This is a genomic window from Streptomyces sp. NPDC046712 (assembly GCF_040645695.1).
Lineage (GTDB): Bacteria > Actinomycetota > Actinomycetes > Streptomycetales > Streptomycetaceae > Streptomyces.
Genome location: NZ_JBEYYW010000005.1, coordinates 29,978 through 54,192 on the forward strand (window position 1 = coordinate 29,978; position 24,215 = coordinate 54,192).

Annotated in this window: 23 protein-coding genes; 14 read left to right on the forward strand and 9 right to left on the reverse strand. The window is 70.6% G+C overall.

What is annotated here, in order from left to right; all coding sequences use genetic code 11:
- The first annotated feature begins 115 nt into the window (after positions 1 to 115).
- Entirely contained in the window at positions 116 to 1,042 is a 927-nt protein-coding gene (locus ABZ939_RS08605) for a proline dehydrogenase family protein (RefSeq protein ID WP_361850773.1), read from the forward strand.
- Between the two features lie 30 nt (positions 1,043 to 1,072).
- The gene (pruA, locus tag ABZ939_RS08610; RefSeq protein ID WP_361850775.1) at positions 1,073 to 2,704 is read left to right on the forward strand and encodes an L-glutamate gamma-semialdehyde dehydrogenase; all 1,632 of its coding nucleotides are present in this window, start codon (positions 1,073 to 1,075) and stop codon (positions 2,702 to 2,704) included.
- Positions 2,705 to 2,791: 87 nt separating this feature from the next.
- Here pruA and ABZ939_RS08615 read toward each other — a convergent pair whose 3' ends face one another.
- Genes ABZ939_RS08615 through ABZ939_RS08630 form a run of 4 tightly spaced genes read right to left on the reverse strand, consistent with a single transcriptional unit; the run spans position 2,792 to position 6,096 of the window.
- Positions 2,792 to 3,274, reverse strand: coding sequence for a hypothetical protein (locus ABZ939_RS08615; protein ID WP_361850777.1), 483 nt, complete (start codon positions 3,272 to 3,274; stop codon positions 2,792 to 2,794).
- 23 nt (positions 3,275 to 3,297) lie between these two features.
- Positions 3,298 to 4,719, reverse strand: a complete 1,422-nt coding sequence (locus ABZ939_RS08620; protein ID WP_361850779.1) for a hypothetical protein — start codon at positions 4,717 to 4,719, stop codon at positions 3,298 to 3,300.
- 28 nt (positions 4,720 to 4,747) lie between these two features.
- Positions 4,748 to 5,167, reverse strand: a complete 420-nt coding sequence (locus ABZ939_RS08625) for a hypothetical protein (protein ID WP_361850781.1) — start codon at positions 5,165 to 5,167, stop codon at positions 4,748 to 4,750.
- A gap of 38 nt (positions 5,168 to 5,205) precedes the next feature.
- Positions 5,206 to 6,096 (reverse strand): alpha/beta hydrolase, encoded by an 891-nt coding sequence (locus ABZ939_RS08630; protein WP_361850783.1) that lies wholly within the window; start codon positions 6,094 to 6,096, stop codon positions 5,206 to 5,208.
- Between the two features lie 112 nt (positions 6,097 to 6,208).
- Here ABZ939_RS08630 and ABZ939_RS08635 point away from each other — a divergent pair, with 112 nt between their 5' ends.
- A complete protein-coding gene (locus tag ABZ939_RS08635) occupies positions 6,209 to 6,745 on the forward strand; it encodes a GNAT family N-acetyltransferase (protein ID WP_361850785.1) in 537 nt (178 codons plus the stop codon).
- 18 nt (positions 6,746 to 6,763) lie between these two features.
- On the opposite strand, the gene ABZ939_RS08640 is transcribed toward ABZ939_RS08635, so the two are convergent.
- From ABZ939_RS08640 to ABZ939_RS08650, 3 genes are read right to left on the reverse strand one after another with little or no spacing between them, the layout of a single operon-like run.
- The gene (locus ABZ939_RS08640; protein ID WP_361850787.1) at positions 6,764 to 7,498 is read right to left on the reverse strand and encodes a hypothetical protein; all 735 of its coding nucleotides are present in this window, start codon (positions 7,496 to 7,498) and stop codon (positions 6,764 to 6,766) included.
- Positions 7,495 to 7,833 (reverse strand): PadR family transcriptional regulator, encoded by a 339-nt coding sequence (locus tag ABZ939_RS08645; protein ID WP_361850789.1) that lies wholly within the window; start codon positions 7,831 to 7,833, stop codon positions 7,495 to 7,497. Before ABZ939_RS08645 ends, ABZ939_RS08640 begins: the two co-directional genes overlap by 4 nt.
- A 49-nt stretch (positions 7,834 to 7,882) precedes the next feature.
- Positions 7,883 to 8,905, reverse strand: coding sequence for an NADP-dependent oxidoreductase (locus ABZ939_RS08650; protein WP_361851293.1), 1,023 nt, complete (start codon positions 8,903 to 8,905; stop codon positions 7,883 to 7,885).
- Positions 8,906 to 9,066: 161 nt separating this feature from the next.
- Between ABZ939_RS08650 and ABZ939_RS08655 the strand changes: the two genes are divergently transcribed.
- Positions 9,067 to 9,945, forward strand: coding sequence for a LysR family transcriptional regulator (locus ABZ939_RS08655; RefSeq protein WP_361850791.1), 879 nt, complete (start codon positions 9,067 to 9,069; stop codon positions 9,943 to 9,945).
- Positions 9,946 to 10,154: 209 nt separating this feature from the next.
- Positions 10,155 to 10,289, forward strand: a complete 135-nt coding sequence (locus ABZ939_RS08660) for a hypothetical protein (RefSeq protein ID WP_284440302.1) — start codon at positions 10,155 to 10,157, stop codon at positions 10,287 to 10,289.
- Positions 10,290 to 10,320: 31 nt separating this feature from the next.
- On the opposite strand, the gene ABZ939_RS08665 is transcribed toward ABZ939_RS08660, so the two are convergent.
- Positions 10,321 to 11,895, reverse strand: coding sequence for a metallophosphoesterase family protein (locus ABZ939_RS08665; protein WP_361850793.1), 1,575 nt, complete (start codon positions 11,893 to 11,895; stop codon positions 10,321 to 10,323).
- A 139-nt stretch (positions 11,896 to 12,034) separates the two neighbouring features.
- Here ABZ939_RS08665 and ABZ939_RS08670 point away from each other — a divergent pair, with 139 nt between their 5' ends.
- Positions 12,035 to 13,075: a 3-isopropylmalate dehydrogenase gene (locus ABZ939_RS08670; RefSeq protein ID WP_361850795.1), complete on the forward strand. Its 1,041-nt coding sequence runs from the start codon at positions 12,035 to 12,037 to the stop codon at positions 13,073 to 13,075.
- Between the two features lie 242 nt (positions 13,076 to 13,317).
- Positions 13,318 to 14,406, forward strand: coding sequence for a branched-chain amino acid aminotransferase (locus tag ABZ939_RS08675; protein WP_361850797.1), 1,089 nt, complete (start codon positions 13,318 to 13,320; stop codon positions 14,404 to 14,406).
- Positions 14,407 to 14,484: 78 nt separating this feature from the next.
- Here the strand turns inward: ABZ939_RS08675 and ABZ939_RS08680 are convergent, their stop codons facing one another.
- Positions 14,485 to 15,912, reverse strand: coding sequence for a cytosine permease (locus tag ABZ939_RS08680; protein WP_361850799.1), 1,428 nt, complete (start codon positions 15,910 to 15,912; stop codon positions 14,485 to 14,487).
- A gap of 150 nt (positions 15,913 to 16,062) precedes the next feature.
- On the opposite strand from ABZ939_RS08680, the gene ureA reads away from it, so the two are divergent.
- The 7 genes from ureA to ABZ939_RS08715 all read left to right on the forward strand — a co-directional run bounded on the left by ureA (position 16,063) and on the right by ABZ939_RS08715 (position 24,172).
- Complete coding sequence (ureA, locus tag ABZ939_RS08685; protein ID WP_361850801.1) at positions 16,063 to 16,761, forward strand: urease subunit gamma; 699 nt, start codon at positions 16,063 to 16,065, stop codon at positions 16,759 to 16,761.
- Complete coding sequence (locus ABZ939_RS08690) at positions 16,761 to 18,443, forward strand: urease subunit alpha (RefSeq protein WP_361850803.1); 1,683 nt, start codon at positions 16,761 to 16,763, stop codon at positions 18,441 to 18,443. Before ureA ends, ABZ939_RS08690 begins: the two co-directional genes overlap by 1 nt.
- Before the next feature lie 11 nt (positions 18,444 to 18,454).
- Complete coding sequence (locus ABZ939_RS08695) at positions 18,455 to 19,471, forward strand: agmatine deiminase family protein (protein ID WP_361850805.1); 1,017 nt, start codon at positions 18,455 to 18,457, stop codon at positions 19,469 to 19,471.
- Positions 19,472 to 19,513: 42 nt separating this feature from the next.
- Positions 19,514 to 20,041, forward strand: coding sequence for a hypothetical protein (locus ABZ939_RS08700; protein WP_361850807.1), 528 nt, complete (start codon positions 19,514 to 19,516; stop codon positions 20,039 to 20,041).
- 18 nt (positions 20,042 to 20,059) lie between these two features.
- Positions 20,060 to 20,683 (forward strand): TetR/AcrR family transcriptional regulator, encoded by a 624-nt coding sequence (locus tag ABZ939_RS08705; RefSeq protein ID WP_361851295.1) that lies wholly within the window; start codon positions 20,060 to 20,062, stop codon positions 20,681 to 20,683.
- Positions 20,684 to 21,145: 462 nt separating this feature from the next.
- Complete coding sequence (cimA, locus tag ABZ939_RS08710) at positions 21,146 to 22,762, forward strand: citramalate synthase (RefSeq protein ID WP_361850809.1); 1,617 nt, start codon at positions 21,146 to 21,148, stop codon at positions 22,760 to 22,762.
- A 66-nt stretch (positions 22,763 to 22,828) separates the two neighbouring features.
- Positions 22,829 to 24,172: a hypothetical protein gene (locus tag ABZ939_RS08715; protein ID WP_361850811.1), complete on the forward strand. Its 1,344-nt coding sequence runs from the start codon at positions 22,829 to 22,831 to the stop codon at positions 24,170 to 24,172.
- Positions 24,173 to 24,215 lie beyond the last annotated feature (43 nt).

Genomic DNA, 24,215 nt, shown 5'->3' on the forward strand with positions numbered 1-24,215 from the left:
GGCAGAGGATCGGAGCGATCCTTAGGTTTCACGGTGGTTCTCCGTGCTGTTCCCGATTCCTTACGAAAGATCGGGTACGGCACCCTTCGTCACCCTGCCCCTCTGGAGGTGCCCCGTGCTGGGTCCCGTGATCCTCGCCGCGTCGCGCAGCGACAAGATGCGCCGTTTCGTGTCGGCCGCCCCCGGGACCAAGCAGGTCGTCGACCGGTTCATCGCCGGCGAGACGGTCGAGCACGTCATCCCGATCGTCGAGGACATCACCGGCCGCGGCCTTGAGGTCACCCTCGACGTCGTCGGTGAGGACATCACCACCGTCGAGCAGTCCTACGCCGCCCGCGACGCCTACCTGGAGCTGATCGGCCGCCTCAAGGAGCTGGGCCTGGGCGCCCGCGCCGAGATGTCCGTCAAGCTGTCGATGTTCGGCCAGGCGCTGGAAGGCGGCCACGAGCTCGCTCTCGCCAACGTCCGCCCGGTCGTCGAGGCCGCCGCCGAGATCGGCACCACGGTCACCCTGGACGCCGAGGACCACACCACCCTCGACTCGATGTTCGCCATCCACGAGGAGCTGCGGAAGGACTTCCCGCAGACCGGCTGCGTCATCCAGGCGTACCTCTTCCGTACCGAGGAGGACGCCCGCCGTCTCGCCGCGAACGGCTCCCGCGTCCGGATCGTGAAGGGGGCCTACAAGGAGCCCGCCTCCGTCGCCATCCAGGACAAGCCCGAGATCGACAAGGCCTACGTCCGGATCATGAAGGTCCTGATGGAGGGCGAGGGTTACCCGATGATCGGCTCCCACGACCCGCGCCTCATCTCCATCGGCCAGGAGCTCGCCCGCCGTGCGGGGCGCAAGCTGGACGAGTACGAGTTCCAGATGCTGTACGGCATCCGCAGCGAGGAGCAGAACCGTCTCGCCGCCGAGGGCCACCGGATGCGCGTCTACACGGCCTACGGCACCGACTGGTACGGCTACTTCATGCGCCGCCTCGCGGAGAAGCCGGCCAACCTGCTCTTCTTCGCCCGCTCCATCCTCACCAAGGGCTGAGCCCACCCCTCAAAAGGAGTTACGAGACTCATGGACGCTGTGACCCAGGTCCCCGCTCCGGTCAACGAGCCGGTGCACAGCTACGCCCCCGGTTCCCCCGAGCGCGCCCGCCTCGAGGCCGCGCTCAAGGAGCTGGCCGACAACCCGCGCGACCTGCCGATGACCATCGGTGGCGTGAAGCGCATGGGCGGTGGCGAGCGCGTCGACGTCGTGCAGCCGCACAACCACAAGGCCGTCATCGGTACCTTCGCCGGCGCCACCCAGCAGGACGCCCAGGACGCCATCGACGCCGCCCTGGCCGCCGCCCCGGCCTGGCGCGCGATGTCCTTCGACGACCGCGCCGCGATCATCCTGCGCGCCGCCGAGCTGCTGGCCGGCCCGTGGCGCGAGACGCTGGCCGCCTCCACCATGCTCGGCCAGTCCAAGACCGCCCAGCAGGCCGAGATCGACACCCCGTGCGAGCTCGTCGACTTCTGGCGCTTCAACGTGGCCTACGCCCGCCAGATCCTGGCCGAGCAGCCGCCGGCGAACTCCCCGGGCGTGTGGAACCGACTGGACCACCGCCCGCTGGAGGGCTTCGTCTACGCGATCACGCCGTTCAACTTCACGGCCATCGCGGGCAACCTGCCCACCGCCCCCGCCCTCATGGGCAACGTGGTGATCTGGAAGCCGTCCCCGACCCAGACCCACTCCGCCGTGCTCCTCATGGAGCTCCTGGAGGAGGCCGGTCTGCCCAAGGGCGTCATCAACCTGGTGACGGGCGACGGCATCGCCGTCTCCGAGGTGGCCCTGAACCACCCGGACCTCGCCGGTATCCACTTCACCGGCTCGACCAAGACCTTCCAGCACCTGTGGAAGACGGTCGGCACCAACATCGAGAAGTACCGCTCCTACCCGCGGATCGTCGGTGAGACCGGCGGCAAGGACTTCGTCGTCGCCCACCCGAGCGCCGACCGCGCCGTCCTGAAGACCGCCCTGACCCGCGGCTCCTTCGAGTTCCAGGGCCAGAAGTGCTCCGCGTCCTCGCGTGCGTACGTCCCGGCCTCCATCTGGAACTCGGGCTTCAAGGAGGAGTTCGCGGCCGAGGTCGACGGCATCAAGATGGGTGACGTCACCGACCTGACGAACTTCATCGGCGCCGTGATCGACGAGCGTTCGTTCGCCAAGAACAAGGCCGCGATCGACCGCGCGAAGGCCGACGAGACCTGCACGATCGTGGCCGGTGGCACCTACGACGACTCGGAGGGCTACTTCGTCCGTCCGACCGTCATCGAGTGCTCCGACCCGGCGAACGAGGTCTTCACGACCGAGTACTTCGGCCCGATCCTCGCGATCCACGTCTACGAGGACGACAAGTACGACGAGATGCTGACCCAGATGGAGTCGGTCTCGGACTACGCGCTGACCGGCTCGGTCATCTCGGGCGACCGCGCCGCCACGGCGTACACGATGGAGAAGCTCCGCTACGCCGCGGGCAACTTCTACATCAACGACAAGTCGACCGGCGCCGTCGTCGGCCAGCAGCCCTTCGGCGGCGGCCGCGCGTCCGGCACGAACGACAAGGCCGGCGCGCCGCAGAACCTGATGCGCTGGACGCTGACCCGCGCCATCAAGGAGACGCTGGTCCCGCCGACCGAGTACGGCTACCCCCACATGGGCTGACGCCCCCGGCCTCCCCGAGGCCCCCCGACACCGCCCCCCTCCTGGACCCCCAAACCAGGACGGGGGCGGTTCTCATGTGCGGGGGGTCTACCAGGCGCGCAGGTAGACCCGGGTGCGGTCGGCGTCCAGCTTTTCAAGGTAGACCTCGATCCACTGGATGTGCTTGCGCTGCTTGTCCTTGACGCAGGGCGGGCAGACACCGGCCCACCGGACACCCTGCACGGTGTCCGGCTCGGGGAGCCCGAGGTGGGCGAAGGGTGTGCCGGGAGGGATTGGTGTGGCGAGAGGAGCTCTCTCCTCCAGCGGCCCCTGCCCTTCGAACTGCTTCCCGATGTCCTCGGCCGCCTCAGGGGTTGTGGCGAACGCCAGCAGGTACGAGGTGTTCTGGAAGCTCCACCGTCGAGCACCCTTGACCTCGGTGGCGTCGGCGGGGACGTCGACCTTCATGAACGCCGCCGCCTCGGGCGCTCCGGCCTTCTTGTCCCACTCCTCCGAACGACTCCCTCCGGACCGGTCGTCCGGTCCGGTCGAACAGGCGGCGAGCAGCCCGACGAGGGCAGCTGCAGCCACGCTCCGTCCCAGACGTGACGCGCTCATCGATTCTCCTCCCGGCCCCGCTCCGGGTCCTTGCGCGTGTGGTCCCGACCCGGGTCGACCTCAGGCACCGACCCCGGGCCGGGCCCGTCAGTCAGATCCTGGTGGCGTACCGAACTGGAGCCACGCATGTCGTACTCCTGGGCCAGTCCGGTGGTGTGCAGCCGCTGCATGTCAGTGTCGGGGATGTGTATGGGGCCGATGTCGACCGACTTCCCTTCGTCCCAGTTGTACCGGTCCCAGATGTTGACCTGGTAGTCGAGGGAAACCTTGGGCTTGCCGTCCGCGCCGGGGGTCACGGTGACCAATCCGGAGACGTTCTGCTGGTGCCCGTTCACCGCGTAGTACCAGTCGGATTCGTGCAGGAATTCCTGGCCGACAGCCTTGCTCTCCACCGGGATGGCCACCGGCTTCCCTCCGGACTTCTCGTAGGCGTCCAGGGCTTGTTGCCGCCAGGCCGCCTGGTTGGCGCCGATGTGTTTGCCCTCGATGGAGGTCTTGAACTGCGGCTCGTCCTGGAGGAGCCGGTCCACATCCAGGATCAGCGGTTCTCCTGTCGCTCCGAGATAGTGGGCCATGTTGCGGCTCGCCATGCTGTGCCCGTAGGCGTCACCGCCACCTTGGACCATCTTGGCCTGGGAGAGGATCCAGTAGTCGCGCGCCGTCGGTTCCTCCACCCCGAACGGTCCGGCACCCACGTCCGGCCTCTGCCACTTGTACTTGAAGGCGTCCAGAACCCCCGCCTTCTTCAGCTCCTCGCCCCGCTCCTCCAGCAGGATCCCCCGCGTCACCGGGTCGAGCTTGCTCCACCACTCGGCGACCTTCGCCCGGTCCTTGGGCATGTTCTCCGCGGCAGCCGCCTCCTTGAGGGAGGCGTACGGGCGGCTGCCGTTGAAGCCGCCGAACGTGCCGTCCCGGAAGTCGGTGTCCGTCACCGCGTCGATCAGGGCGAGCTTCACCCCGTTGTCGGCCTCGTCGAACGCGTCCACGGCCTGCTGGATCTTCCGCGTCCAGGAACGCTCCACCTCCGGGAGATCCGGATCGTGCCGGATGGCACGTGCGTCCTGGGTGTCGACCTTGGAGAAGTCGAACGAGGCGATCCCGCCCTCGCTGACCTTCATCCCGGCCGCCACCGCCTCGTCTACCGCCGCCTTCACCTTGCCCTTCAGTTCGGTGAAGAGCGTGCTCGCCTCGCGCAGCAGCATGGCGACCGTCCGCGCCTGGATCTGCGCGCTGTTGTACTCGTTGCGCGTGACGGCGAAGTTCGGTCCGGCCACCTGCTGGGCCTGGCCCAGCCAGATGCCGCTCGTGGTGGTCGACTGGACCTTCTTCTCGTACGTCGTCTCCAGCGTCTCGAACTTGTCCGCCATTCCGTCCCACGCCGTGGCCGCGGTGGCGAGCTTGCCGAAATCGGTCGTCATGACCTCGTGATACGTGAGCACAGCCGCCTCACTGCTCCTTCGGGCCCGGCGCCAGCGGCTGGAAACCGTCGCGGGTTCTCAACTCCTGGGCCTGGAAGGAGAGTCCGGATCCGCCGAGCGCGGCCTTCTCGCCGCCGAGGCGTCCGAGCAGCATCTTCACCTGGCCGGCCCAGGTCTCCTCGACGGTCTTCAGTGCGGAGGCCGTCTGCCAGCCCGCGAACTCCGTCTTCGCGGCCGTGGTCGACGCGTCGGCGTGATCCCCCGCGCTCGTCGTGTCCGGTTCGAGGATCTCGTGGATGGCCTTGGCCGCCGCCTTCTTCTCGGCCGGGGCGGTCTTCAGGTCCGGCTGCGACGTTCCCCCGCCTCCGCCTCCGCCCCCGTCGAGCTGGTTGAGCCGCATGGTGGTCGTCTCGGTCTTGATCTGCGACCACTCGTCGTCGAACGCCATATCCACCCCCGTTGAGATTGGCGCCAATCCATTTCACCCTACACAGCGTCTTCGACAGTCCGTTCGAGGAATTCGCCGATCAGCTCGGCGATCGCCGGCGCGTGGGTCTCCAGGGCGAAGTGGCCCGTCGGGAGGAGGTGGATCTCCGCGTCGGGCAGGTCGCGGCGGAAGGATTCGGCGCCCGCCGGGACGAAGACCTCGTCGCCCTTGCCCCAGACCGCGAGGAGGGGGACCTGAGTGGCGCGGAAGTATGCGTGGAAGGCGGGGTAGAGCGCGAAGTTGGAGCCGTAGTCGGCGATCAGGTCGAGCTGGATGCCGTCCTGGCCCTCACGGGACATCAGGGCGGCGTCGTGGTGCCAGGCGTCCGGGCTGAGGAGGTCGCGGGACTCGGGCGGGACGCCCGTCTCGTACTGCCACTTGATGCCGTCGAGGGAGCGGATCGCGCGGACGGGTTCCTCGGTCTCGGGGGTGCGGTCGGCGATCAGCGCGAGGACCGGGGCCCAGGCGTCGGTGCCGAGGCCCTCCTCGTAGGCGTTGCCGTTCTGGGTGACGATCGCCGTCACGCGCTCGGGGTGGGCGAGGGCCAGGCGGAGGCCGATGGGGGCGCCGTAGTCCTGGATGTAGAGCGCGAAGCGGTCGAGGCCCAGGGCCTCGGTGAACTCGACGGTGAGCGCGGCCAGTTCGGCGAAGGTGTAGTCGAACTCCGCGGACGAGGGGGCGGCGCTGCGTCCGAAGCCCAGGTGGTCGGGGGCGATCAGCCGGTAGCCGTCGGCGAGGAGCGGGATCAGGTCGCGGAACATGTGCGAGCTGGTGGGGAAGCCGTGCAGCAGAAGCAGGACGGGGGCGTCGGCGGGGCCGGCCTCGCGGTAGAAGATCTCGTGTCCGCGGACGGTGGTGGTGCGGTGGTGGACCTGCTGCACACGAGACATGTCTAACCCCTCAAAGCGATTTAAGTGGTGATGGAGGGGAGTGAAGCAGCTTCTGCTCTAACCTGTCAATAATTGATTGGTGGTTATGTTCGAGTTGGGGGAGACTGGAGGTATGACCGTGACGACCGCAGCCACCCATGAAATCGGGGCCGAACGTCTGCACGCCGTACGGCAGATGCTCGACACCGTCTTCGACGGCGACTTCGCCGACGAGGACTGGGACCACGCCCTCGGCGGCATCCATGCCTGGATCGAGGACGAGCGCGGCATCGCCGCCCACGGCAGCGTCGTCATGCGACGCGTCCTCCACAACGGCCGTTCACACCGCGTCGGTTACGTCGAAGCCGTCGGCGTCCGCGCCGACCGGAGGCGCCAGGGGCTCGCGGGGTTCGTCATGGCCGAGCTGGAGCGGGTGATCGACGGCGCGTACGCCTTCGGGGCGCTGTCCGCCTCGGACGAGGGCGCCGCGCTCTATCTGGCGCGCGGCTGGGAGCCGTGGAAGGGGCGGATCGAGGTGCTCGGCCCCGAGGGGATCGTCCGCCTGCCCGACGAGGAGGGGTCCACATATCTCCGGCCCGCGGGCGGGCGGCCGCTGCCGGACCCCGCCGCCGCGCTTCTCTTCGACTGGCGCGACGGCGACGTGCTCTGACCCCGTGACGGGCCGGTCTCAGCCCTGGCAGCCCTTGATCGCGTCCCGCTTCAGGCCGATCAACGCGCCCACCAGGCCGAACAGCGAGACGAAGACCACCGTGTAGGGCGGCATGTCGAAGACGTCGACGAGGGACACCGAGACCGCGCCGATGACCATCAGCAGCCAGACCGCCACCAGCAGCTTGCCCTTGCGGCTGAGGAAGAGCCACCGGCCGGGCCGCGCGGGCAGCGTGTCGAGAGCCGCGGCCGGGCCCTCGCTCGCCGCCTTCGGGCGCTTGAAGTACGCGAAGACCGTCCACTCCCCGCACATCTCCCAGCCCTCCGGCGTCAGCCGGTCGAGCACCTCGGCGCGCCGCTTCCCGCTGATGAGCTCGCGGCGGTACTCCCAGCGCAGGGCGGCGCCGGGCACCCGTCGGCACTTGAACCGGCCGAGCGTGTCGAGCCCTTCGACCTCCCAGCCCTGGTCGCCGTGGAGGGCGAGCAGCCGCCGGTCGTTGTAGATGTCGGCCGTCCACAGCCAGGTCTCGGCCTTTTCGGCGGGTTCCGCCGCCACCGGCGCCGTACCCCCCAGTCGCGCCGCGAAGTCCGCGGCCGGGCCGAACTCCTCCTCCGGCGACGAGCCCGTCTCGGCGAGGTGCCCGCGCAGTTCGGCGACGGTGGAGGCCATCTGCTCCGCCGGGACACCGGCGCCGCGCAGCGCGGCGGAGAGTTCGTCGAAGTAGGCGCTCGGCTCGGTGTGCTGGGTGCTCATCGGTGTCCCCCGGTCTTCAGCATGGTCTGTACGGCGGTGTGGAAGGTCAGCCACGCCCCGCTCTCGGTGGCCAGGTGGCTCCGGCCCTGCTCGGTCAGCTGGTAGTAGCGGCGCCCCGGCCCGCGCTCGGCGGCCCGGAACTCGGCCTCCACCAGACCGGCTTCCTCCAGCCGGTTCAGTACGGGATAGAGGGTCCCGCCCTTGATCTCTCCGAGCCCCGCCTCGGCGAGCGCCTTGGAGATCTCGTACCCGTAGCCCTCGCCCTCCGTGAGGCAGGAGAGGACGAGGAGGTCGAGGACGCCCTTGAGCCAACTTGATCTGCGGTCTGCGGCCATGCCTGTATTCCAGCACCAGCTAGATAGGAATGCAACCTAGCTAGAGTGGCTAGCTGGATCGGGCCACCAGCATCTTCCCGATGTTCTCCCCGCGCAGCATCCCGAGGAAGGCGTCCACGATGTGCTCGAAGCCGTCGACGACCGTCACGTCCAGCGGCAGGCGCCCGCTGCGCAGATGCGGTACGGCGAACTCATACAACTCCGCCTGCGCGTCCAGGTGGTTGCGGACCAGGAACCCTTCGAGCCGGATGCTCTTCTCCACCAATTCGAACAGGTTGCGCGGGGCGGGCGGGGGAGTGGAGAGCGAGTGGTACTGCGCGACGGCGCCGACCCAGGCGATCCGGCCGTACTCGCGCAGCGAGGCGATCGACGCCTCCAGATGATCCCCGCCCACCCCGTCGAGGACGGCGTCCAGGCCGTCCGGTGCCGCCTCCGCGAGCAGCTCGGAGACCGGCCCGTCGTGGTAGTCGAAGGCCGCGTCGAAGCCGACCTGTTCGGTGAGGTACGCGACCTTCCGTGCCGAGCCCGCGCTGCCGACGAGCCGCCCGGCGCCCAGCAGCCGGGCGAAGCGGCCGGCCGCCGTGCCGACCCCGCCCGCCGCGGCCGAGACGAACAGGTCCTCACCCGGCTGCAGCCGCACGATGCGGGTCAGCCCGACGTACGCCGACAGGCCCGTACCGCCGAGCACGCTCAGATGCGCGGTGAGGGGAACGCCGTCGAAGTCCGGGACGGGGCGCACCTCGTCCGGCCGGACGACGGCGTGCGTGCGCCAGCCCTTGCGGTGCTGGACGAGGTCGCCGGGGGAGAGCTCGGGGGTCCGGGATTCCGCGACCCGGCCCAGGGTGCGGCCCTCCATGGGGGAGTGCAGGGTCCACAGGAACTCCCCGTCCATCGCCTCGCGGTGGTACGGGTCCACGGACCAGAGGAGGTTCTCGACAAGCGCGGTGCCGGGCGCCGGGTCCGGGACGGGGGACTCGACGAAGGCGAAGTGGGCGGGGGTGGGGAAGCCGTCGGGGCGGGCCGTCTGCTGAACGGTGATCATCGTGCCGCGGGCCGTCGGGCCGTGGGTCATGGGGCTGTTGGCCATCGCGCCGCGGGTCGTCGTGCCGTGGGTCAGGGTGTCGTGCGTCATGGGGGAGACCGTAGGAAGGAATCCGCGAGGCGGGCAGTAGGTTGCTTCGATGGATCGCGCCGATCCATCGAACTCGCTCATAGTCCGAGGTGAGAGCTGCCATGACCGACCTTGCGCCGCACGAACTGCGCGTCCTTCTCGCCGTCGGGAGCGAGCGCGGCTTCTCCGCCGCGGCCGTGGCGCTCGGTATGACGCAGTCCGCCGTCTCCCACTCCGTACGGACCAGCGAACGCAAGCTGGGTGCGGTCCTTTTCGACCGGGGGCGGACCGGGGCCACCCCCACCGCCGCCGGGGAGCGGGCCCTCGGCCATGCGCGGCGCGTGCTGCGGCTCCTCGAGGTGATGGGAGCGGAGGTGCGGGGCGCCGAGACGGGCACGGTCGCCGCCGGGCCGCTGCGGATCGCGGCCTTCCGCAGCGCCGCCCTGCATCTGCTGCCGCGCGCCCTGGAACGGCTGACGGCCCGTCATCCGGAGATCACCCCGGAGGTGCGGATCGTACGGGAGGTGGGGCGCGGGACCGCCGGCGAGGTCCTGGACGGGCGGGCCGACCTCGGGATCGCGACGATCGGGACGACCTCGCCCGTACCGCCGCAGCTCGTCGGGGGCGTGCTGGTAGAGGAGGGGTACTCCCTGGTGCACCCGGCGGGGCACGCGGCGCCGCGCTCGCTGCCGCTCGTGGACTGGACGGAGAACTGCACCTCTTACACCCGGGAGTGGTGGGCGGCGCAGGACTGGCTGCCGGCCGCGACCGTCGAGGCCGAGGACGACGGAGCAGTGCTCTCGATGGTGAGCAGTGGTTTCGGCATGGCCGTGATGCCGGAACTCTCCCTGGTCGGAGCACCGCCCTCGGTGCAGATCACCGATCTCGGTCCGGACCGCCCGACCCGGTCCGTCGGCTATGTCACCACCCCTGAGCTGGCCGGATCCCTCGCCGTGCGCGCACTGATCCGCGAGCTGCGGGCCGCCCGGCAGCCGGTGTGAGCCGATCGCCGTCTCAGATAGTAGGAAGTCCGAGTAATTGTGGAGACAGATGCGGCTGCCTGTCCTAGCTTTGTAGAAGCCGAACGTCCCGCTTCATCAAGCGAAGGGCGGTCGAGAGCGCGACGCCCTTGTGCAGGCAACCCCTGCGGCGGCGCTCCCCGCCCCCTCCGGCGCCTTCGATCACGCTGATCTCAAGGAGTCGATCCCTCATGGCCGCTCAGACCGCACGTCGCGTCCGCCACTCCGCCACTCGCCCCAGCAGCGACGACGCCCGCAAGAACGCCGCCGCCGCCCTCCAGCGAGCCCTCGACCGCCGTGACAACGGCGGCTCCACGGGCCACTAGACGCTCAGGCGCCCAGGTCCCGGGGCCTGGCTCAGGCCGTCCGCCTGACCTCGAAGTGGTCGATGCGCTCGCCGCTCTCGGCGAGCGCGGAGACCTTCAGCACGGGCGACGCCCCCGCCACCGCCTCCACCGCCAGGAACGAGAAGCCGGTGTAGCGGACCCGCGACCACTCCACCGTGTCGGGGTCCGGCAGCCGTAGCTTCGTCCAGTGGTACGTCACGATGTGCTCGTGGTCGTGGACATGCCCCTCGTAGCTGTCCCGGACGCCGAGCCCGAAGCCGTACAGCTCCTTGCCCGCGCCGCCGGCCGTGACGTACACGATGCCGTCGCGCGTCGGGTCGGTCGTGCCGCCGATCGGCACCGGCCTGCCCACCTCGCCGCCCTTGACGGCGTCCGTGCGCTCGTAGACGTGGTTGTGCCCGTTGATCACCAGATCCACCTGGTGCTTGGTGAACAGGGGCAGCCACGCGTCGCGCACCCCGCCGTCCGAGGCGTGCGTCGACGTCGAGTACATGCAGTGGTGGAAGAAGACCACCACGAAGTCGATCTCCGGCCGGGCACGCAGCTCGCCGAGCCGCCGGTCGAGCCAGGCCGTCTGGCGACCCTCCGTATAGCCCTTGTTGGCCGGGATCTCGTACGAGACGTCGTTGGCGTCGAGCGCGACGACACCGACATTGCCGTACGTGAAGGAGTACACCCCGGGCGCGAGCGCGGGGTCCGGGCCGTTCTCGGGGAGCGCCCAGCGGGCCGACTGGCCGCCGTAGCCGTTCGGCGAGTACCAGGCCTCCATGTCGTGGTTGCCGGTCGTCACCATCCACGGGACGCGTGCCGCCACGCTCTCCGTCTGGGCGAGGAACTGGTCCCAGACGCGGGCGTCGTACGTGTCCGACTCCTTGCCCTGCCCGGTGGAGTCCGCGTAGCAGATGTCGCCGGCGTGCAGATGGAAGGCCGGGTTCTGGCCGAGGATCAGCTGGTCGTTGGCGAGCGCGTGGTAGCTGACGCCCTGGTCGCCGAAGGCCGTGAAGACGAAGGACTCGGGGGCCGCCGGAGCCGTACGGAAGGAGCCGACGGTCCCCATCCGCTCCGGGGAGGCCGGGTCGAAGCCGTCGTGGCCGACGCCGTAGTAGTACGTCGTGCCGGGCCGCAGCCCGTCCAGGCCGACGTGCAGGTAGTACTGGTCGACCGCCGGCAGCTTCCGGGAGAGGGAGGGCGTGTGCAGCGCGCGCACCTCGGCCTCGATCCGCGTCCCGAGCTCCCAGGGATGCGGGCCGACCCGGACGTACGGGCGGGTGACGGCGAAGGGCACCTGCCAGGAGATCCGCATCTCGGTCTTCGGGTCCGCGCCGAAGGCGAGGTGGCGGCCGAACGGGGCGACCAGCTTCCCGTCGACGGCGGTGGTGGCGGGGGCCGTGAGCAGGGTGGGCGTGGCGGCCGCCGCGGGGCTCCCGGCGAGCAGCCCCGTCCCGGCCGCGGCGGCGCCGGCCACCGACCCGGCGAGTATCCGACGGCGCGTCAACCTGGCGCGCAGATATTCGTGTTGCTCCGGCATGGACATGCGACGTGCGAGGGCTTCGGGGATCCCGAAGCGTGGGGTGTCCTCAGTCATGGCGCGCAACTTGCCAGTAACTTACGGCCGCGCGCCAGACTCGGGATGAACGAAATTCAAAGAAATCGGCGACTCGGCCGACGCGTCCGTATCGTGGACAATGAGTGTCAGACGCTGGGACGAGGAGTAGGGTGCCGACATGTCTCACAGCATCAATCTCGCAGTCATTCCCGGCGACGGCATCGGCCGGGAGGTCGTGGCCCAGGGCCTCAAGGTCCTCGCCGCCGCGCTCCCGCAGGACGTGAAGCTGGAGACGAAGGAGTACGACTTCGGCGCCAAGCGCTACCACGCGACCGGTGAGACCCTCACCGACGCGGACGCCGAGGCCCTCAAGCAGCACGACGCCATCCTGCTCGGCGCGATCGGCGACCCGTCGGTGCCGTCGGGTGTGCTGGAGCGCGGCTTCCTGCTGAAGCTCCGCTTCCTCTTCGACCACCACGTCAACCTGCGTCCGTCGAAGCTGCTCCCCGGCGTGTCGACCCCGCTCAAGGGCCAGCCCGAGATCGACTTCATCGTGGTCCGTGAGGGCACCGAGGGCCCGTACACCGGCAACGGCGGCTCGATCCGTACCGGCACCCCGCACGAGGTCGCCACCGAGGTCTCCGTCAACACGGCGTTCGGTGTCGAGCGCGTCGTCCGCGACGCCTTCGCCCGCGCCCAGGCCCGCCCGCGCAAGAAGCTGACGCTGGTCCACAAGAACAACGTCCTGGCGTACGCGGGTCACCTCTGGACCAACATCTTCAACAAGGTGGCCGAGGAGTTCCCCGAGGTCACCACCGACTACCTGCACGTGGACGCGGCGACGATCTTCCTCGTCACGCAGCCCGAGCGGTTCGACGTGATCGTCACCGACAACCTCTTCGGCGACATCATCACCGACCTCGCCGCGGCCGTCTCCGGCGGCATCGGCGTCGCCGCCTCCGGCAACATCAACCCGAGCGGCGAGTTCCCGTCCATGTTCGAGCCCGTCCACGGTTCCGCGCCGGACATCGCGGGCCAGGGCAAGGCCGACCCGACGGCCACCGTTCTCTCCGTCGCCCTCCTGCTGCGCCACCTCGGCCACGAGACCGAGGCCGCCCGCATCGAGGCCGCCGTCGCCGCCGATCTGACCGAGCGCGGCGACTCCGTCCGCACCACGGACGAGATCGGCGACGCGCTCGCCGTACGCGTAGCGAGCTGACCCGTCGACTGACGTCACACAGCCGCCGGGTCGCATCGAGCACCCGGCGGCTGTACCTATGCGGCCGTGGGGTGCCACCATCAACTCATGGATCGCATGCACGCCGTTTCCGTGCACCGTCCCCCACGGGCGATAATCGAACGTGGGGCCGCGGCATGCGGGAAAGCTCGGACGTCCTAGCAGAGCACTGATAGCGGCGTGAGCGCGGTCCGTCACACACAACCGGTGAAGGACAAGCACTCATGACGACGCCCACGATCGAGCTCAAGCCCTCCTCCAGCCCGCTGTCCGACGCGGAGCGCGAGGCGATCCTGGCCAACCCGGGATTCGGCCGCCACTTCACCGATCACATGGTGACCATCCGGTGGACCGAGGGCCGCGGCTGGCACGACGGTCAGCTCGTGCCGTACGGCCCGCTCTCCCTCGACCCGGCCACGAACGTCCTGCACTACGCGCAGGAGATCTTCGAAGGCCTCAAGGCGTACCGCCGCCCCGACGGCTCCGTCGCCACCTTCCGCCCCGACGCCAACGCCCGGCGCTTCCAGGCCTCCGCGCACCGGCTGGCCATGCCGGAGCTGCCCGTCGAGACGTTCATCGAGGCGTGCGACGTCCTCGTCCAGCAGGACAAGGCATGGGTCCCGGCGCACGGCGGCGAGGAGTCCCTCTACCTGCGTCCGTTCATGATCGCGACCGAGGTCGGGCTGGGGGTGCGGCCGGCGAACGAGTACCTCTTCGTCGTCATCGCCTCGCCCGCCGGACCGTACTTCCCCGGTGGCGTGAAGCCCGTCTCCATCTGGCTCTCGGAGGACCGCGTCCGCGCGGTCCCCGGCGGTATGGGCGACGCCAAGACCGGCGGCAACTACGCGGCCTCCCTGCTGGCCCAGGCCGAGGCGGCGGAGAAGGGCTGCGACCAGGTCGCCTACCTCGACGCCGTGGAGCACAAGTGGGTCGAGGAGCTCGGCGGCATGAACCTGTACTTCGTGTACGGCGACAAGATCGTCACGCCGACGCTGACGGGCTCCCTGCTCGCCGGCATCACCCGTGACTCGCTGCTGCAGCTGGCCAAGGACCTCGGTTACGCGTCCGAGGAGGGCCGCGTCTCCATCGACCAGTGGAAGGCCGACACCGAGAACGGCACGCTCACCGAGGTCTTCGCCTGCGGCACGGCCGCGGTCATCACCCCGGTCGGCGTCGTGAAGTCGGGCCGTGGCGAGTGGCAGCAGTCGGGCGGGCAGCCGGGCGAGGTCACGATGAGGCTCCGCGAGGCGCTCCTCGCCATCCAGACCGGCAAGGCCGAGGACGTCCACGGCTGGACCCACCAGCTGGGCTAGGGCATCCCTTGATCGACAAGGCCCCCGGGCCGTGGCGGCGAGCCACGCACCGGGGGCCTTCGCCTTGGCCTGCGCCGCTCAGGCCGCGGCGGCTTCCTGCTCCGGTTCCTGTACCCGCACGGGCGCCGCAGCGCGGCCCGGGGTCAGCACCGCGTACAGCGCCCCGCCCACCAGCCCCGACAGGATGAAGCTGCAGTCGATCCCGCCCGTCAGGGCGAGCAGCGGTCCCTCGTAGAGGGGCGTCGAGACCGCGGCGAGGCCCACGCCCGCCCCCACGGCCCAGCACGCCGTCGCCCGCGGGTGCCACCCGGCCGTGAACCAGTACGCGCCGCCCCGCGCCCGGCGGTTGTAGACCTGGAGCGCCTCCGGGTCGTACGTGCCCTTGCAGCGCGCGTGCCCGATCAGGGTGATCACCGCCCAGGGCGTGCCGATCGCCGTAAGCAGCAGCACGAACGACGTCATCGCGGACTGCGCGTCCGAGGCGAAGTGGCCGAGGAAGACGAAGGCCGTCGCCACCGCCGCGACCACCAGCGTCGCCCGCGCCCGGGTCGCGCGCGGCAGTATCGCGTCCAGGTCGAGGCCCATCGAGTACAGCATCAGGCCCGCGTTGCCGACCGAGCCGGCGGTCGCCGCGAGCAGCAGCGGCACCACGTACCAGGCGGGGGAGGCCGCGACGAGCGGGCCCGCGTAGTCCAGCGCACCGCGCGCCGCCAACGCCGTGTACGTACCGAAGAGCTGAGGGATCAACAGGCCGGCGGTGAGGCCGATACACGTGGTGCGCAGGACCTTCTTCGAGCTGTGCCGCGCCGGGGAGATGTAGCGGGTGTAGTCGCCGAGCAGGGTGATGAAGGCGACCGGCCCGCTGAGTCCGGCGGCGACCGCCGAGAGCACCCAGGTCGGCCAGAACGAGCCGAGCAGGTACGGGGTTTCGGGCACCGGCGCCGCGGTGAAGTCGCCCGCGTAGGCGACCAGGCCCAGTGCGAGCAGCAGGGTCATGCCGATCGCGAGCCCCTTGCTGAGCTGGAGCAGCAGCCGGTAGCCGTAGACCGCGAAGACGACCGTGCAGGCGGCGAGCACCGCGTACACCACCGCGTGCATGGTGTCGCCGGTCGGCAGTCCGGTGAGCCGGGCGAGCGTGCCGACCACCACGTCCCCGCCGATCCACAGGGTGAGCGCGGTGTAGCCGAGGGAGAGCAGCAGCCCGACCACGGAACCGACGAGCCGGCCGCGTACGCCGAAGAAGGCGCCGCTGGAGGTGGAGAGGTTCGTCGCGGTCCGCAGTGAGACGAGCGCGAGCGGGGCGGTCACGGCGACGCCGACGAGCGTGCCGGTGACGACGGAGGTCACCGACGCCCACAGCCCGAGGCCGAAGGAGACCGGCAGCCAGCCGAAGACGATCACTCCGAGGCAGAGGTTCGAGCCGAGGAGGATCGACAGGAGGTCACGCGGACCGCTGGTGCGTTCCGCTTCGGGGATGGTGTCGACTCCGCGCTGTTCTATCGGCATGGGCACTCCCTGCGGGGAAGAGGGGCGGGGTGGGGGGTGGGAGAGATTTTGAGCGGCGCTCAATGTGACCCATGCCAGTGGACCACGTCAATGCTTGGATGTGAAGGTTTCAGCGTTTAGAGTGGTGCTCAAACAGGAGGTGTTTCTGACGTGCGACTGACCCCCACGGAGCGCGACCGGCTGCTGATCTTCGGCGCCGCGGAGCTCGCCCGGGCCCGCCGGGCGCGGGGCCTGCGGCTCAATGTGCCGGAGGCGACCGCCCTCATCGCGGACACCGTCTGCGAGGCGGCCCGCGACGGCAGCCGGCTCGCCGAGGCGATCGCCGCCGCCCGGTCCGTGCTCGGCCCGGACGACGTGCTGCCGGGTGTGGCCGATGTCGTCACCGAAGTGCATGTCGAGGCCGTTTTCGACGACGGCTCGCGGCTTGCGGTCGTCTCCGACCCGATCGGCGGCGGGAACCTGGGTGACGGCGCCCCCGGCGCGCTGCTGCCGGGCCCCACCGAGGCCGAGCAGTCGCCGGCCCTGACCCTGAGCGTCCGCAACACCGCGACCGTCCCCGTCAGCGTGACCTCCCACTTCCACTTCTTCGAGGCCAACCCGCGCCTCGACTTCGACCGGGCCGCCGCCTACGGCATGCGGCTGGCCATCCCCGCCGGGGCGTCGTTCCGTTTCGATCCGGGCGGTGAGGCCGAGGTCGGCCTCGTCCCCATCGGCGGCGCGCGCGTCGCCATCGGCTTCGCGGGCCTGGTCGACGGCCCGCTGGACGCGCCGGGCGCGAAGGAAGAGGCCCTGCGCCGCGCCGCGGCCTGCGGCTACCTGGGAGTGCAGCCCATGAAGGAGGGCGAGTGATGGACCCGTACGAGTACGCATCGGTGCACGGCCCCCGCGCGGGCGACCGGGTCGTCCTGGGCGACTCCGGGCTCGTCGTCCGGGTCGAGTCGGACTCGCAGAGGCCGGGCGACGAGTTCCTCGCCGGCTTCGGCAAGACCGCCCGTGACGGTCTTCATCTGAAGGCCGCGGCCGTCCGCGAGACCTGCGACGTCGTGATCAGCAACGTCCTGGTGATCGACGCCGTTCAGGGCATCCGCAAGGTGTCGATCGGTATTCGTGAGGGCCGGATCCACGCCGTCGGGCGCGCCGGGAACCCCGACACCCTCGACGGTGTCGACGTGGTCGTCGGCACCGGTACGTCGATCGTCTCCGGCGAGGGCCTCATCGCCACCGCCGGCGCCGTGGACACCCATGTCCACCTGCTGTCCCCGCGCATCATGGAGGCCTCCCTCGCCTCGGGTGTCACGACCATCATCGGACAGGAGTTCGGTCCTGTCTGGGGGGTTGGCGTCAACTCGCCATGGGCGCTGAAGCACGCCTTCAACGCCTTCGACGCCTGGCCCGTCAACATCGGCTTCCTCGGCCGCGGTTCCTCCTCGGACGCGGCCCCGCTGGTCGAGGCCCTCGCCGAGAGCGGCGCGTCCGGTTTCAAGGTCCACGAGGACATGGGTGCGCACACCCGCGCCCTGGACACGGCGCTCAGGGTGGCCGAGGAGCACGACGTCCAGGTCGCCCTGCACAGCGACGGCCTGAACGAATGCCTCTCCGTCGAGGACACGCTCAGGGTCCTCGACGGCCGGACGATCCACGCCTTCCACATCGAGGGCTGCGGCGGCGGGCATGTGCCCAACGTCCTGAAGATGGCGGGGGTGCCGAACGTCATCGGCTCCTCCACCAACCCCACGCTGCCCTTCGGCCGTGACGCGGTCGCCGAGCACTACGGGATGATCGTCTCCGTCCACGACCTGAAGACCGACCTGCCCGGGGACGCCGCCATGGCGCGCGACCGGATCAGGGCCGGGACGATGGGCGCGGAGGACGTCCTGCACGACCTCGGCGCGATCGGGATCACCTCCTCCGACGCGCAGGGGATGGGAAGGGCCGGCGAGACCGTACGCCGGACCTTCGCCATGGCCGGGAAGATGAAGGCCGAGCTGGGCCCGCTCGAGGGCGACGGCGCGCACGACGACAACGCGCGCGTGCTGCGCTACATGGCCAAGCTGACCATCAACCCGGCGATCGCCCACGGCCTCGCACACGAGATCGGCTCGATCGAGGCCGGCAAGATGGCCGACATCGTGCTGTGGCGGCCGGAGTTCTTCGGCGCCAAGCCGCAGCTGGTGCTCAAGTCCGGCTTCCCCGCGTGGGGGGTCGTGGGCGATCCGAACGCCGCCACCGACACCTGTGAACCGCTCGTCCTCGGACCGCTGTTCGGCGCCCACGGCGCCACCCCGGCCGACATCTCGGTCGCCTTCGTCGCCCAGGCCGCCGTCGACCTCGGCTCCGACCGGATGCCGACCCGACGCCGCCGGGTCGCCGTCCGCGGCACCCGCGGCATCGGCCCCGGCGACCTGCTCCTGAACTCCCGTATCGGACAGGTGGGGGTGGACGGCCGGACCGGACTGGTGTCGCTGGACGGCGAACCGATCCGCTCCGAGCCGGCCGACTCCATCTCCCTGAACCGTCTCTACTTCCTCTGAGGACTCCTCCCATGACCTTCCGAATGCCGGCCGAGTGGGCCCCGCACGAGCGCACGTGGATGGCCTGGCCCAGCCCCAACCCCACCTTCACGAACGAGGAGGAGCTGGCCGAGGCCCGCACCGCGTGGGCCTCCGTGGCCCGTGCCGTACGCCGCTTCGAGCCGGTGACCATGGTGGTCGGACCCGGCCAGCTGGACTCCGCGCGCGAACTGCTCGGCCCGGACGTCGAGCTCGTGGAGCGCGAACTGGACGACGCCTGGATGCGGGACATCGGCCCGACGTTCGTCACGAACGGCTCCGAGCTCGCCGCCGTGGACTGGGTGTTCAACGGCTGGGGCGCGCAGGACTGGGCCCGCTGGGAGCACGACTCCAAGATCGCCCGCCATGTGGCGGACGTGGCCGGAGTCCCCGTGCTGTCCTCCCCCCTCGTCAACGAGGGCGGGGCGATCCACGTCGACGGCGAGGGAACGGTCCTGCTGACCGACACCGTCCAGCTCGGCGCCGGCCGGAACCCGGAGTGGACCCGCGAGCAGGTCGAGGCCGAGATCCACGCCAAGCTCGGCACGACGAAGGCGATCTGGCTGCCGCACGGCCTCACCGGTGACTACGGCCTCTACGGCACCCAGGGCCACGTGGACATCGTGGCGGCCTTCGCCAAGCCCGGCGTCGTGGTCGTCCACAGCCAGCAGGACCCGGCCCACCCCGACTACGAGCGCTCCCGGATGTACGTCGACCTGCTGAACCGCCAGACGGACGCGAAGGGCCGCACGCTGCAGGTCGTGGAGATCCCGGCCCCCACCGTCCTGAAGGACGAGGAGGGCGACTGGGTCGACTACTCCTACATCAACCACTACCTGTGCAACGGCGGCGTGGTCCTCTGCGGCTTCGACGACCCGAACGACGAGATCGCGGCGGGCATCTTCCGTCGGCTGTTCCCGGAGCGGATCGTGACGCTGGTGGACGCCCGCACCATCTTCGCGGGCGGCGGCGGCATCCACTGCATCACGCAGCAGCAGCCGAAGGTCTGAAATCCGATGGGCGGGCCGCGGGCTGTATGACAGCCTGCGGCCATGCCAGTGATCACGCACGAGGGTGCCGACTACGCGATCCAGATCATGTACTCCGTACCGGACGACGCCTGGTACCTGGAGCTGGACCACGTCGCCGACGACCGGACCCTCGTGACGGCGATCGTGCCGGACGAGGACCCGGCGCGGGAGCCGACCGTGTGCGTCGACCCCGCGTCGGGTCGCCACCACGTCCCGTACGAGGTCATGCGCTGGTTCATGGAGCGCGTGGACCGGGAGATCGCCTCGTCCCGCGGCTGGATGACCCTGCGCCCCGACCTCGTCCGGACCGTCCACCGCCTGCGCGAGATGGACCGCGACGGGGTGTTCGAGGGCGATCTCCAGGCGCTCTCCGCGCTGCTCGCCGAGGAGCTCTCCGCGGAGGACTTCGGCCTCGTGGTCGACGGCGCGTTCGGTGCGGCGCAGTTCGCCGAGGCCGCTGCCGGAGAGCCCGGCCCCGACCAGGTCCGGGAGCTGCGGGCACGCATGGACGCATGGGTCCGGGACACCGACCCCGGGCCGATCGGGTAGAACGTACGAGTGAGCAGCATCAGCCCGAATTCATCCGCTTCCCCCCGGCGCCGCAACCACCCCGCCCCGCCCCGCGAGGAGCTTCTCGCCGCCGCGATGGACACCATCGCCGCGCGTGGGCTCGAGGGGCTCACCATGGCCGGGCTCGGGCGCGAGGTCGGGATGAGCAGTGGGCACCTGCTCTACTACTTCCGCACCAAGGACGAGCTGCTGCTGCAGACCCTGGAGTGGAGCGAGGGGCGGCTCGGGACCGAGCGCAGCGCCCTGCTCTCGCGGCCGGGGACCGCCCGCGAGCGGCTCGACGGGTACATCGACGTCTATGTCCCCGACGGCCCCCGGGACCCCCACTGGACCCTCTGGCTCGAGGTCTGGAACCGGTCCCAGAACGCCGACGACGACGCCCGTGCCCGGCAGGCCGCCATCGAGGGCGCCTGGCACCGGGACCTGGTCGCGCTGATCGCCGAGGGCGTCTCGCGCGGCGAGTTCCGGCCGGTCGACCCCGACCGGTACGCGGCCCGGATGCGGGCCCTGCTCGACGGGTTCAGCGTCCATGTCGCGGTCGGCATCCCCGGCACGGGACGCGATCACGTCATCGCACATGTACGGGAGTTCGTCTCCGAAACCCTGATGCTGCGACCGTAACGCGAGACCCGGGACATCGACCTGGGCCGGGTCGGCGGGGCGGCTCCGCTGCCCCGGCCGGAGCCGACGCCCGAGGCCCGCGCGGCGGCCCGCCGATGCCTCGGATGCGGGCCTCTCGCGGGGCCCCGCACCCGGACAGAGGACGCCCCGCCCCGGACACGCGCGCTGCCCGCATCCTGAGACCTTCATCCCGCGGGGCGCAGGGGTGTGGCAGACTGCCGACGTGCTTGCTACCACGATGATTATCGGCAGCAGCGCGCCGGTCCGCAGTGACCGCTGAACCGCGACTCGACCCCCGCGGCAGTGGACACCGTGCCCCAGACCCGCGCGCAGACCTCTCGCACCCGCGAGAGGTTTTTTCGTTTTCCGGCCCCACCACCGCCGGAAACGGACGACGCGTGAGAATGGGGGCAAGTGGATCCAGACCTTCCGGAGCCACATCCGACAGGAGCCATCACAGTCATGACCACGGAGACCGACGAGAGCCCGCGTCTCGACGACAGCTTCCATGTCTTCGACACGACGCTGCGCGACGGGGCGCAGCGTGAAGGCATCAACCTCACCGTCGCGGACAAGCTGACCATCGCGCGGCACCTCGACGACTTCGGCGTGGGCTTCATCGAGGGCGGCTGGCCCGGCGCCAACCCGCGTGACACGGAGTTCTTCGCCCGCGCCCAGCAGGAGATCGCCTTCAAGAACGCGCAGCTCGTCGCGTTCGGCGCGACCCGCAGGGCGGGCGGCAGCGCCGCGGACGACCCGCAGGTCAGGGCGCTGCTCGAGTCCGGCGCGCCGGTGATCACGCTGGTCGCCAAGTCGCACGACCGGCACGTGGAACTCGCGCTGCGCACCACCCTGGACGAGAACCTGGAGATGGTCCGCGACACCGTCGCCCACCTGCGCTCCCAGGGCCGGCGCGTCTTCGTCGACTGCGAGCACTTCTTCGACGGCTACAAGGCCAACCCGCAGTACGCCAAGGACGTCGTCCGCGCCGCCTCCGAGGCCGGCGCCGATGTCGTGATCCTCTGCGACACCAATGGCGGCATGCTCCCCGCCCAGGTCCAGGCCGTCGTCGCCACCGTCATCGCCGACACGGGTGCCCGGCTCGGCATCCACGCCCAGGACGACACCGGCTGCGCCGTCGCCAACACCCTGGCCGCCGTCGACGCGGGCGCCACGCACGTCCAGTGCACCGCCAACGGCTACGGCGAGCGGGTCGGCAACGCCAACCTCTTCCCGGTCGTCGCCGCGCTGGAACTGAAGTACGGCAAGAAGGTGCTGCCCGAGGGCGCGCTGCAGGAGATGACCCGGATCTCGCACGCGATCGCCGAGGTCGTCAACCTCACGCCCTCCACCCACCAGCCCTACGTGGGTGTCTCCGCCTTCGCCCACAAGGCCGGACTGCACGCCTCCGCGATCAAGGTCGACCCCGACCTCTACCAGCACATCGACCCCGAGCTCGTCGGCAACACCATGCGGATGCTCGTCTCCGACATGGCAGGCCGCGCCTCCATCGAGCTCAAGGGCAAGGAGCTCGGCGTCGACCTGGGCGGCGACCGCGCACTGGTCGGCCGTGTCGTCGAGCGGGTCAAGGAGCGCGAGCTCCAGGGCTACACCTACGAGGCCGCCGACGCCTCCTTCGAGCTGCTGCTGCGCGAGGAGGCCGAGGGGCGGCCGCGCCGCTACTTCCGTACGGAGTCCTGGCGCGCGATCGTCGAGGACCGGCCCGACGGTACGCACGCCAACGAGGCGACCGTGAAGCTGTGGGCCAAGGGTGAGCGGATCGTCGCCACCGCGGAGGGCAACGGTCCCGTCAACGCCCTGGACCGGGCGATGCGGGTGGCCCTGGAGCGGATCTACCCGCCGCTCGCCAAGTTCGAGCTGGTCGACTACAAGGTCCGCATCCTGGAGGGGCGCCACGGCACGGAGTCCACGACCCGCGTCCTGATCACCACCAGCGACGGCAACGCCGAGTGGTCGACGGTCGGCGTCGGGGAGAACGTGATCGCCGCGTCCTGGCAGGCGCTGGAGGACGCGTTCACCTACGGGCTGCTGCGGGTGGGCATCGACCCCGCGGAGTAGGCCCTCTCTCGTTCCGACCGGGTCCCCTATGTCTCGTAATCGCCCTTTAGGGGTAGTTTCGATGGTATGAGGACCAGGCCGTTCCATCTCCTGTCGGCCCTCGCCGGGCTGGCACTGCTGCTGCTCCTGATCCTGGCCCCCTCAGCGGGGGCCGGGATCACCGGGATACCGGACGCCGCCACGGCTCTGAAGCAGGGCCCGGTGTACGTCGATCCGGGCGCCGCCGACCAGCTCTCGACGGCCGACGCGGACGCCCTCGCCCAGAAGATCGAGGACGCGGACAAGCCGCTCTTCATCGCCGTACTGCCCGCGACCAGCGAGTATCCGCCCGAGAACCTCCTGCGCAATCTGCGCACCCAGACCGGGGTGACAGGGCTGTACGCGGTCCGGCTCGGTGACGGGTTCGACGCCGCCGCCGACCGCTCGGTGATGTCCGCGGACGCCGTGAACAACCTGGTCACCTCCGTACGCCAGCCCGGTGTCGACGCGAACACCGAGCTGAACAACTTCGTCGACCAGGCCCTGCCGACCCTGTCCGGCTCCGCCCCCGCCTCCTGGGGCACGGTGGGCGCGGACGACGGCGTCCCCGTCGGCGGACTGATCACCCTCGGTGCGCTCGTCGCCGCCGGCGGCGCGGGCGCGTACGCGATCGTCCGCCGCAACCGGCTCCGCAAGGAGTCCGAGGAGCGCGAGGCCCTGGACAAGCTCCGGGTCGTCGTCGACGAGGACATCACCGCCTTCGGCGAGGAGCTCGAACGCCTCGACTTCCACCCGGCCGAGGCCGGCGCCGACGACGCCATGCGCGGCGACTACGAGCGCGCGCTGGACTCCTACGACAAGGCCAAGTCGCTGATGGGCTCCGCCACGCATCCGCACGACGTCAAGGGAGTGACCCAGCAGCTGGAGGACGGCCGCTTCTCGCTCGCCGTCCTGGCCGCCCGCCGCGAGTCCAGGCCGCTGCCCGAGCGCCGTTCCCCCTGCTTCTTCGACCCGCGCCACGGCCCGTCGACCGCGGACCGGACCTGGACCCCGGCCGGCGGCGCCGCCCGCGAGGTCCCGGTCTGCGCCGCCGACGCCGCCCGCCTCGACGACGGGCAGGAGCCCCTGGCCCGTACCGTCGACACCTACGACGGCCGCCGCCCGTACTGGGAGGCGGGACCGGCGTACGGCCCCTGGGCCGGCGGCTACTTCGGCGGCGGCATGCTCCCCGGTCTCCTCGTCGGCACCATGCTCGGCTCGATGCTCGCCACCCCGGCCTACGCCTCCGAGTACGGCGGCGGGGAGTTCGAGGGCGGCGACGTCTCCGGAGCCGAGTTCAGCTCCGGAGACTTCGGGTCCAGCGACTACGGCGGTGGCGGTGGCTTCGGCGACTTCGGAGGCGGCGGGGACTTCGGGGGCGGCGGGTTCTAGGCCGCCCGACCCGGGCGGTGCACCTGGCCGGTGAGGACGGCCG

What these genes read in the sequence shown, in the direction of transcription:
- pruA (WP_361850775.1), top strand. Translation starts at nt 1,073, where the DNA reads ATGGACGCTGTGACCCAGGTCCCCGCTCCGGTCAACGAGCCGGTGCAC.
- ABZ939_RS08620 (WP_361850779.1), bottom strand. Translation starts at nt 4,719, where the DNA reads ATGACGACCGATTTCGGCAAGCTCGCCACCGCGGCCACGGCGTGGGAC.
- ABZ939_RS08625 (WP_361850781.1), bottom strand. Translation starts at nt 5,167, where the DNA reads ATGGCGTTCGACGACGAGTGGTCGCAGATCAAGACCGAGACGACCACC.
- ABZ939_RS08630 (WP_361850783.1), bottom strand. Translation starts at nt 6,096, where the DNA reads ATGTCTCGTGTGCAGCAGGTCCACCACCGCACCACCACCGTCCGCGGA.
- ABZ939_RS08635 (WP_361850785.1), top strand. Translation starts at nt 6,209, where the DNA reads ATGACCGTGACGACCGCAGCCACCCATGAAATCGGGGCCGAACGTCTG.
- ABZ939_RS08640 (WP_361850787.1), bottom strand. Translation starts at nt 7,498, where the DNA reads ATGAGCACCCAGCACACCGAGCCGAGCGCCTACTTCGACGAACTCTCC.
- ABZ939_RS08645 (WP_361850789.1), bottom strand. Translation starts at nt 7,833, where the DNA reads ATGGCCGCAGACCGCAGATCAAGTTGGCTCAAGGGCGTCCTCGACCTC.
- ABZ939_RS08650 (WP_361851293.1), bottom strand. Translation starts at nt 8,905, where the DNA reads ATGACCCACGGCCCGACGGCCCGCGGCACGATGATCACCGTTCAGCAG.
- ABZ939_RS08655 (WP_361850791.1), top strand. Translation starts at nt 9,067, where the DNA reads ATGACCGACCTTGCGCCGCACGAACTGCGCGTCCTTCTCGCCGTCGGG.
- ABZ939_RS08660 (WP_284440302.1), top strand. Translation starts at nt 10,155, where the DNA reads ATGGCCGCTCAGACCGCACGTCGCGTCCGCCACTCCGCCACTCGCCCC.
- ABZ939_RS08665 (WP_361850793.1), bottom strand. Translation starts at nt 11,895, where the DNA reads ATGACTGAGGACACCCCACGCTTCGGGATCCCCGAAGCCCTCGCACGT.
- ABZ939_RS08670 (WP_361850795.1), top strand. Translation starts at nt 12,035, where the DNA reads ATGTCTCACAGCATCAATCTCGCAGTCATTCCCGGCGACGGCATCGGC.
- ABZ939_RS08675 (WP_361850797.1), top strand. Translation starts at nt 13,318, where the DNA reads ATGACGACGCCCACGATCGAGCTCAAGCCCTCCTCCAGCCCGCTGTCC.
- ABZ939_RS08680 (WP_361850799.1), bottom strand. Translation starts at nt 15,912, where the DNA reads ATGCCGATAGAACAGCGCGGAGTCGACACCATCCCCGAAGCGGAACGC.
- ABZ939_RS08690 (WP_361850803.1), top strand. Translation starts at nt 16,761, where the DNA reads ATGGACCCGTACGAGTACGCATCGGTGCACGGCCCCCGCGCGGGCGAC.
- ABZ939_RS08695 (WP_361850805.1), top strand. Translation starts at nt 18,455, where the DNA reads ATGACCTTCCGAATGCCGGCCGAGTGGGCCCCGCACGAGCGCACGTGG.
- ABZ939_RS08700 (WP_361850807.1), top strand. Translation starts at nt 19,514, where the DNA reads ATGCCAGTGATCACGCACGAGGGTGCCGACTACGCGATCCAGATCATG.
- cimA (WP_361850809.1), top strand. Translation starts at nt 21,146, where the DNA reads ATGACCACGGAGACCGACGAGAGCCCGCGTCTCGACGACAGCTTCCAT.
- ABZ939_RS08715 (WP_361850811.1), top strand. Translation starts at nt 22,829, where the DNA reads ATGAGGACCAGGCCGTTCCATCTCCTGTCGGCCCTCGCCGGGCTGGCA.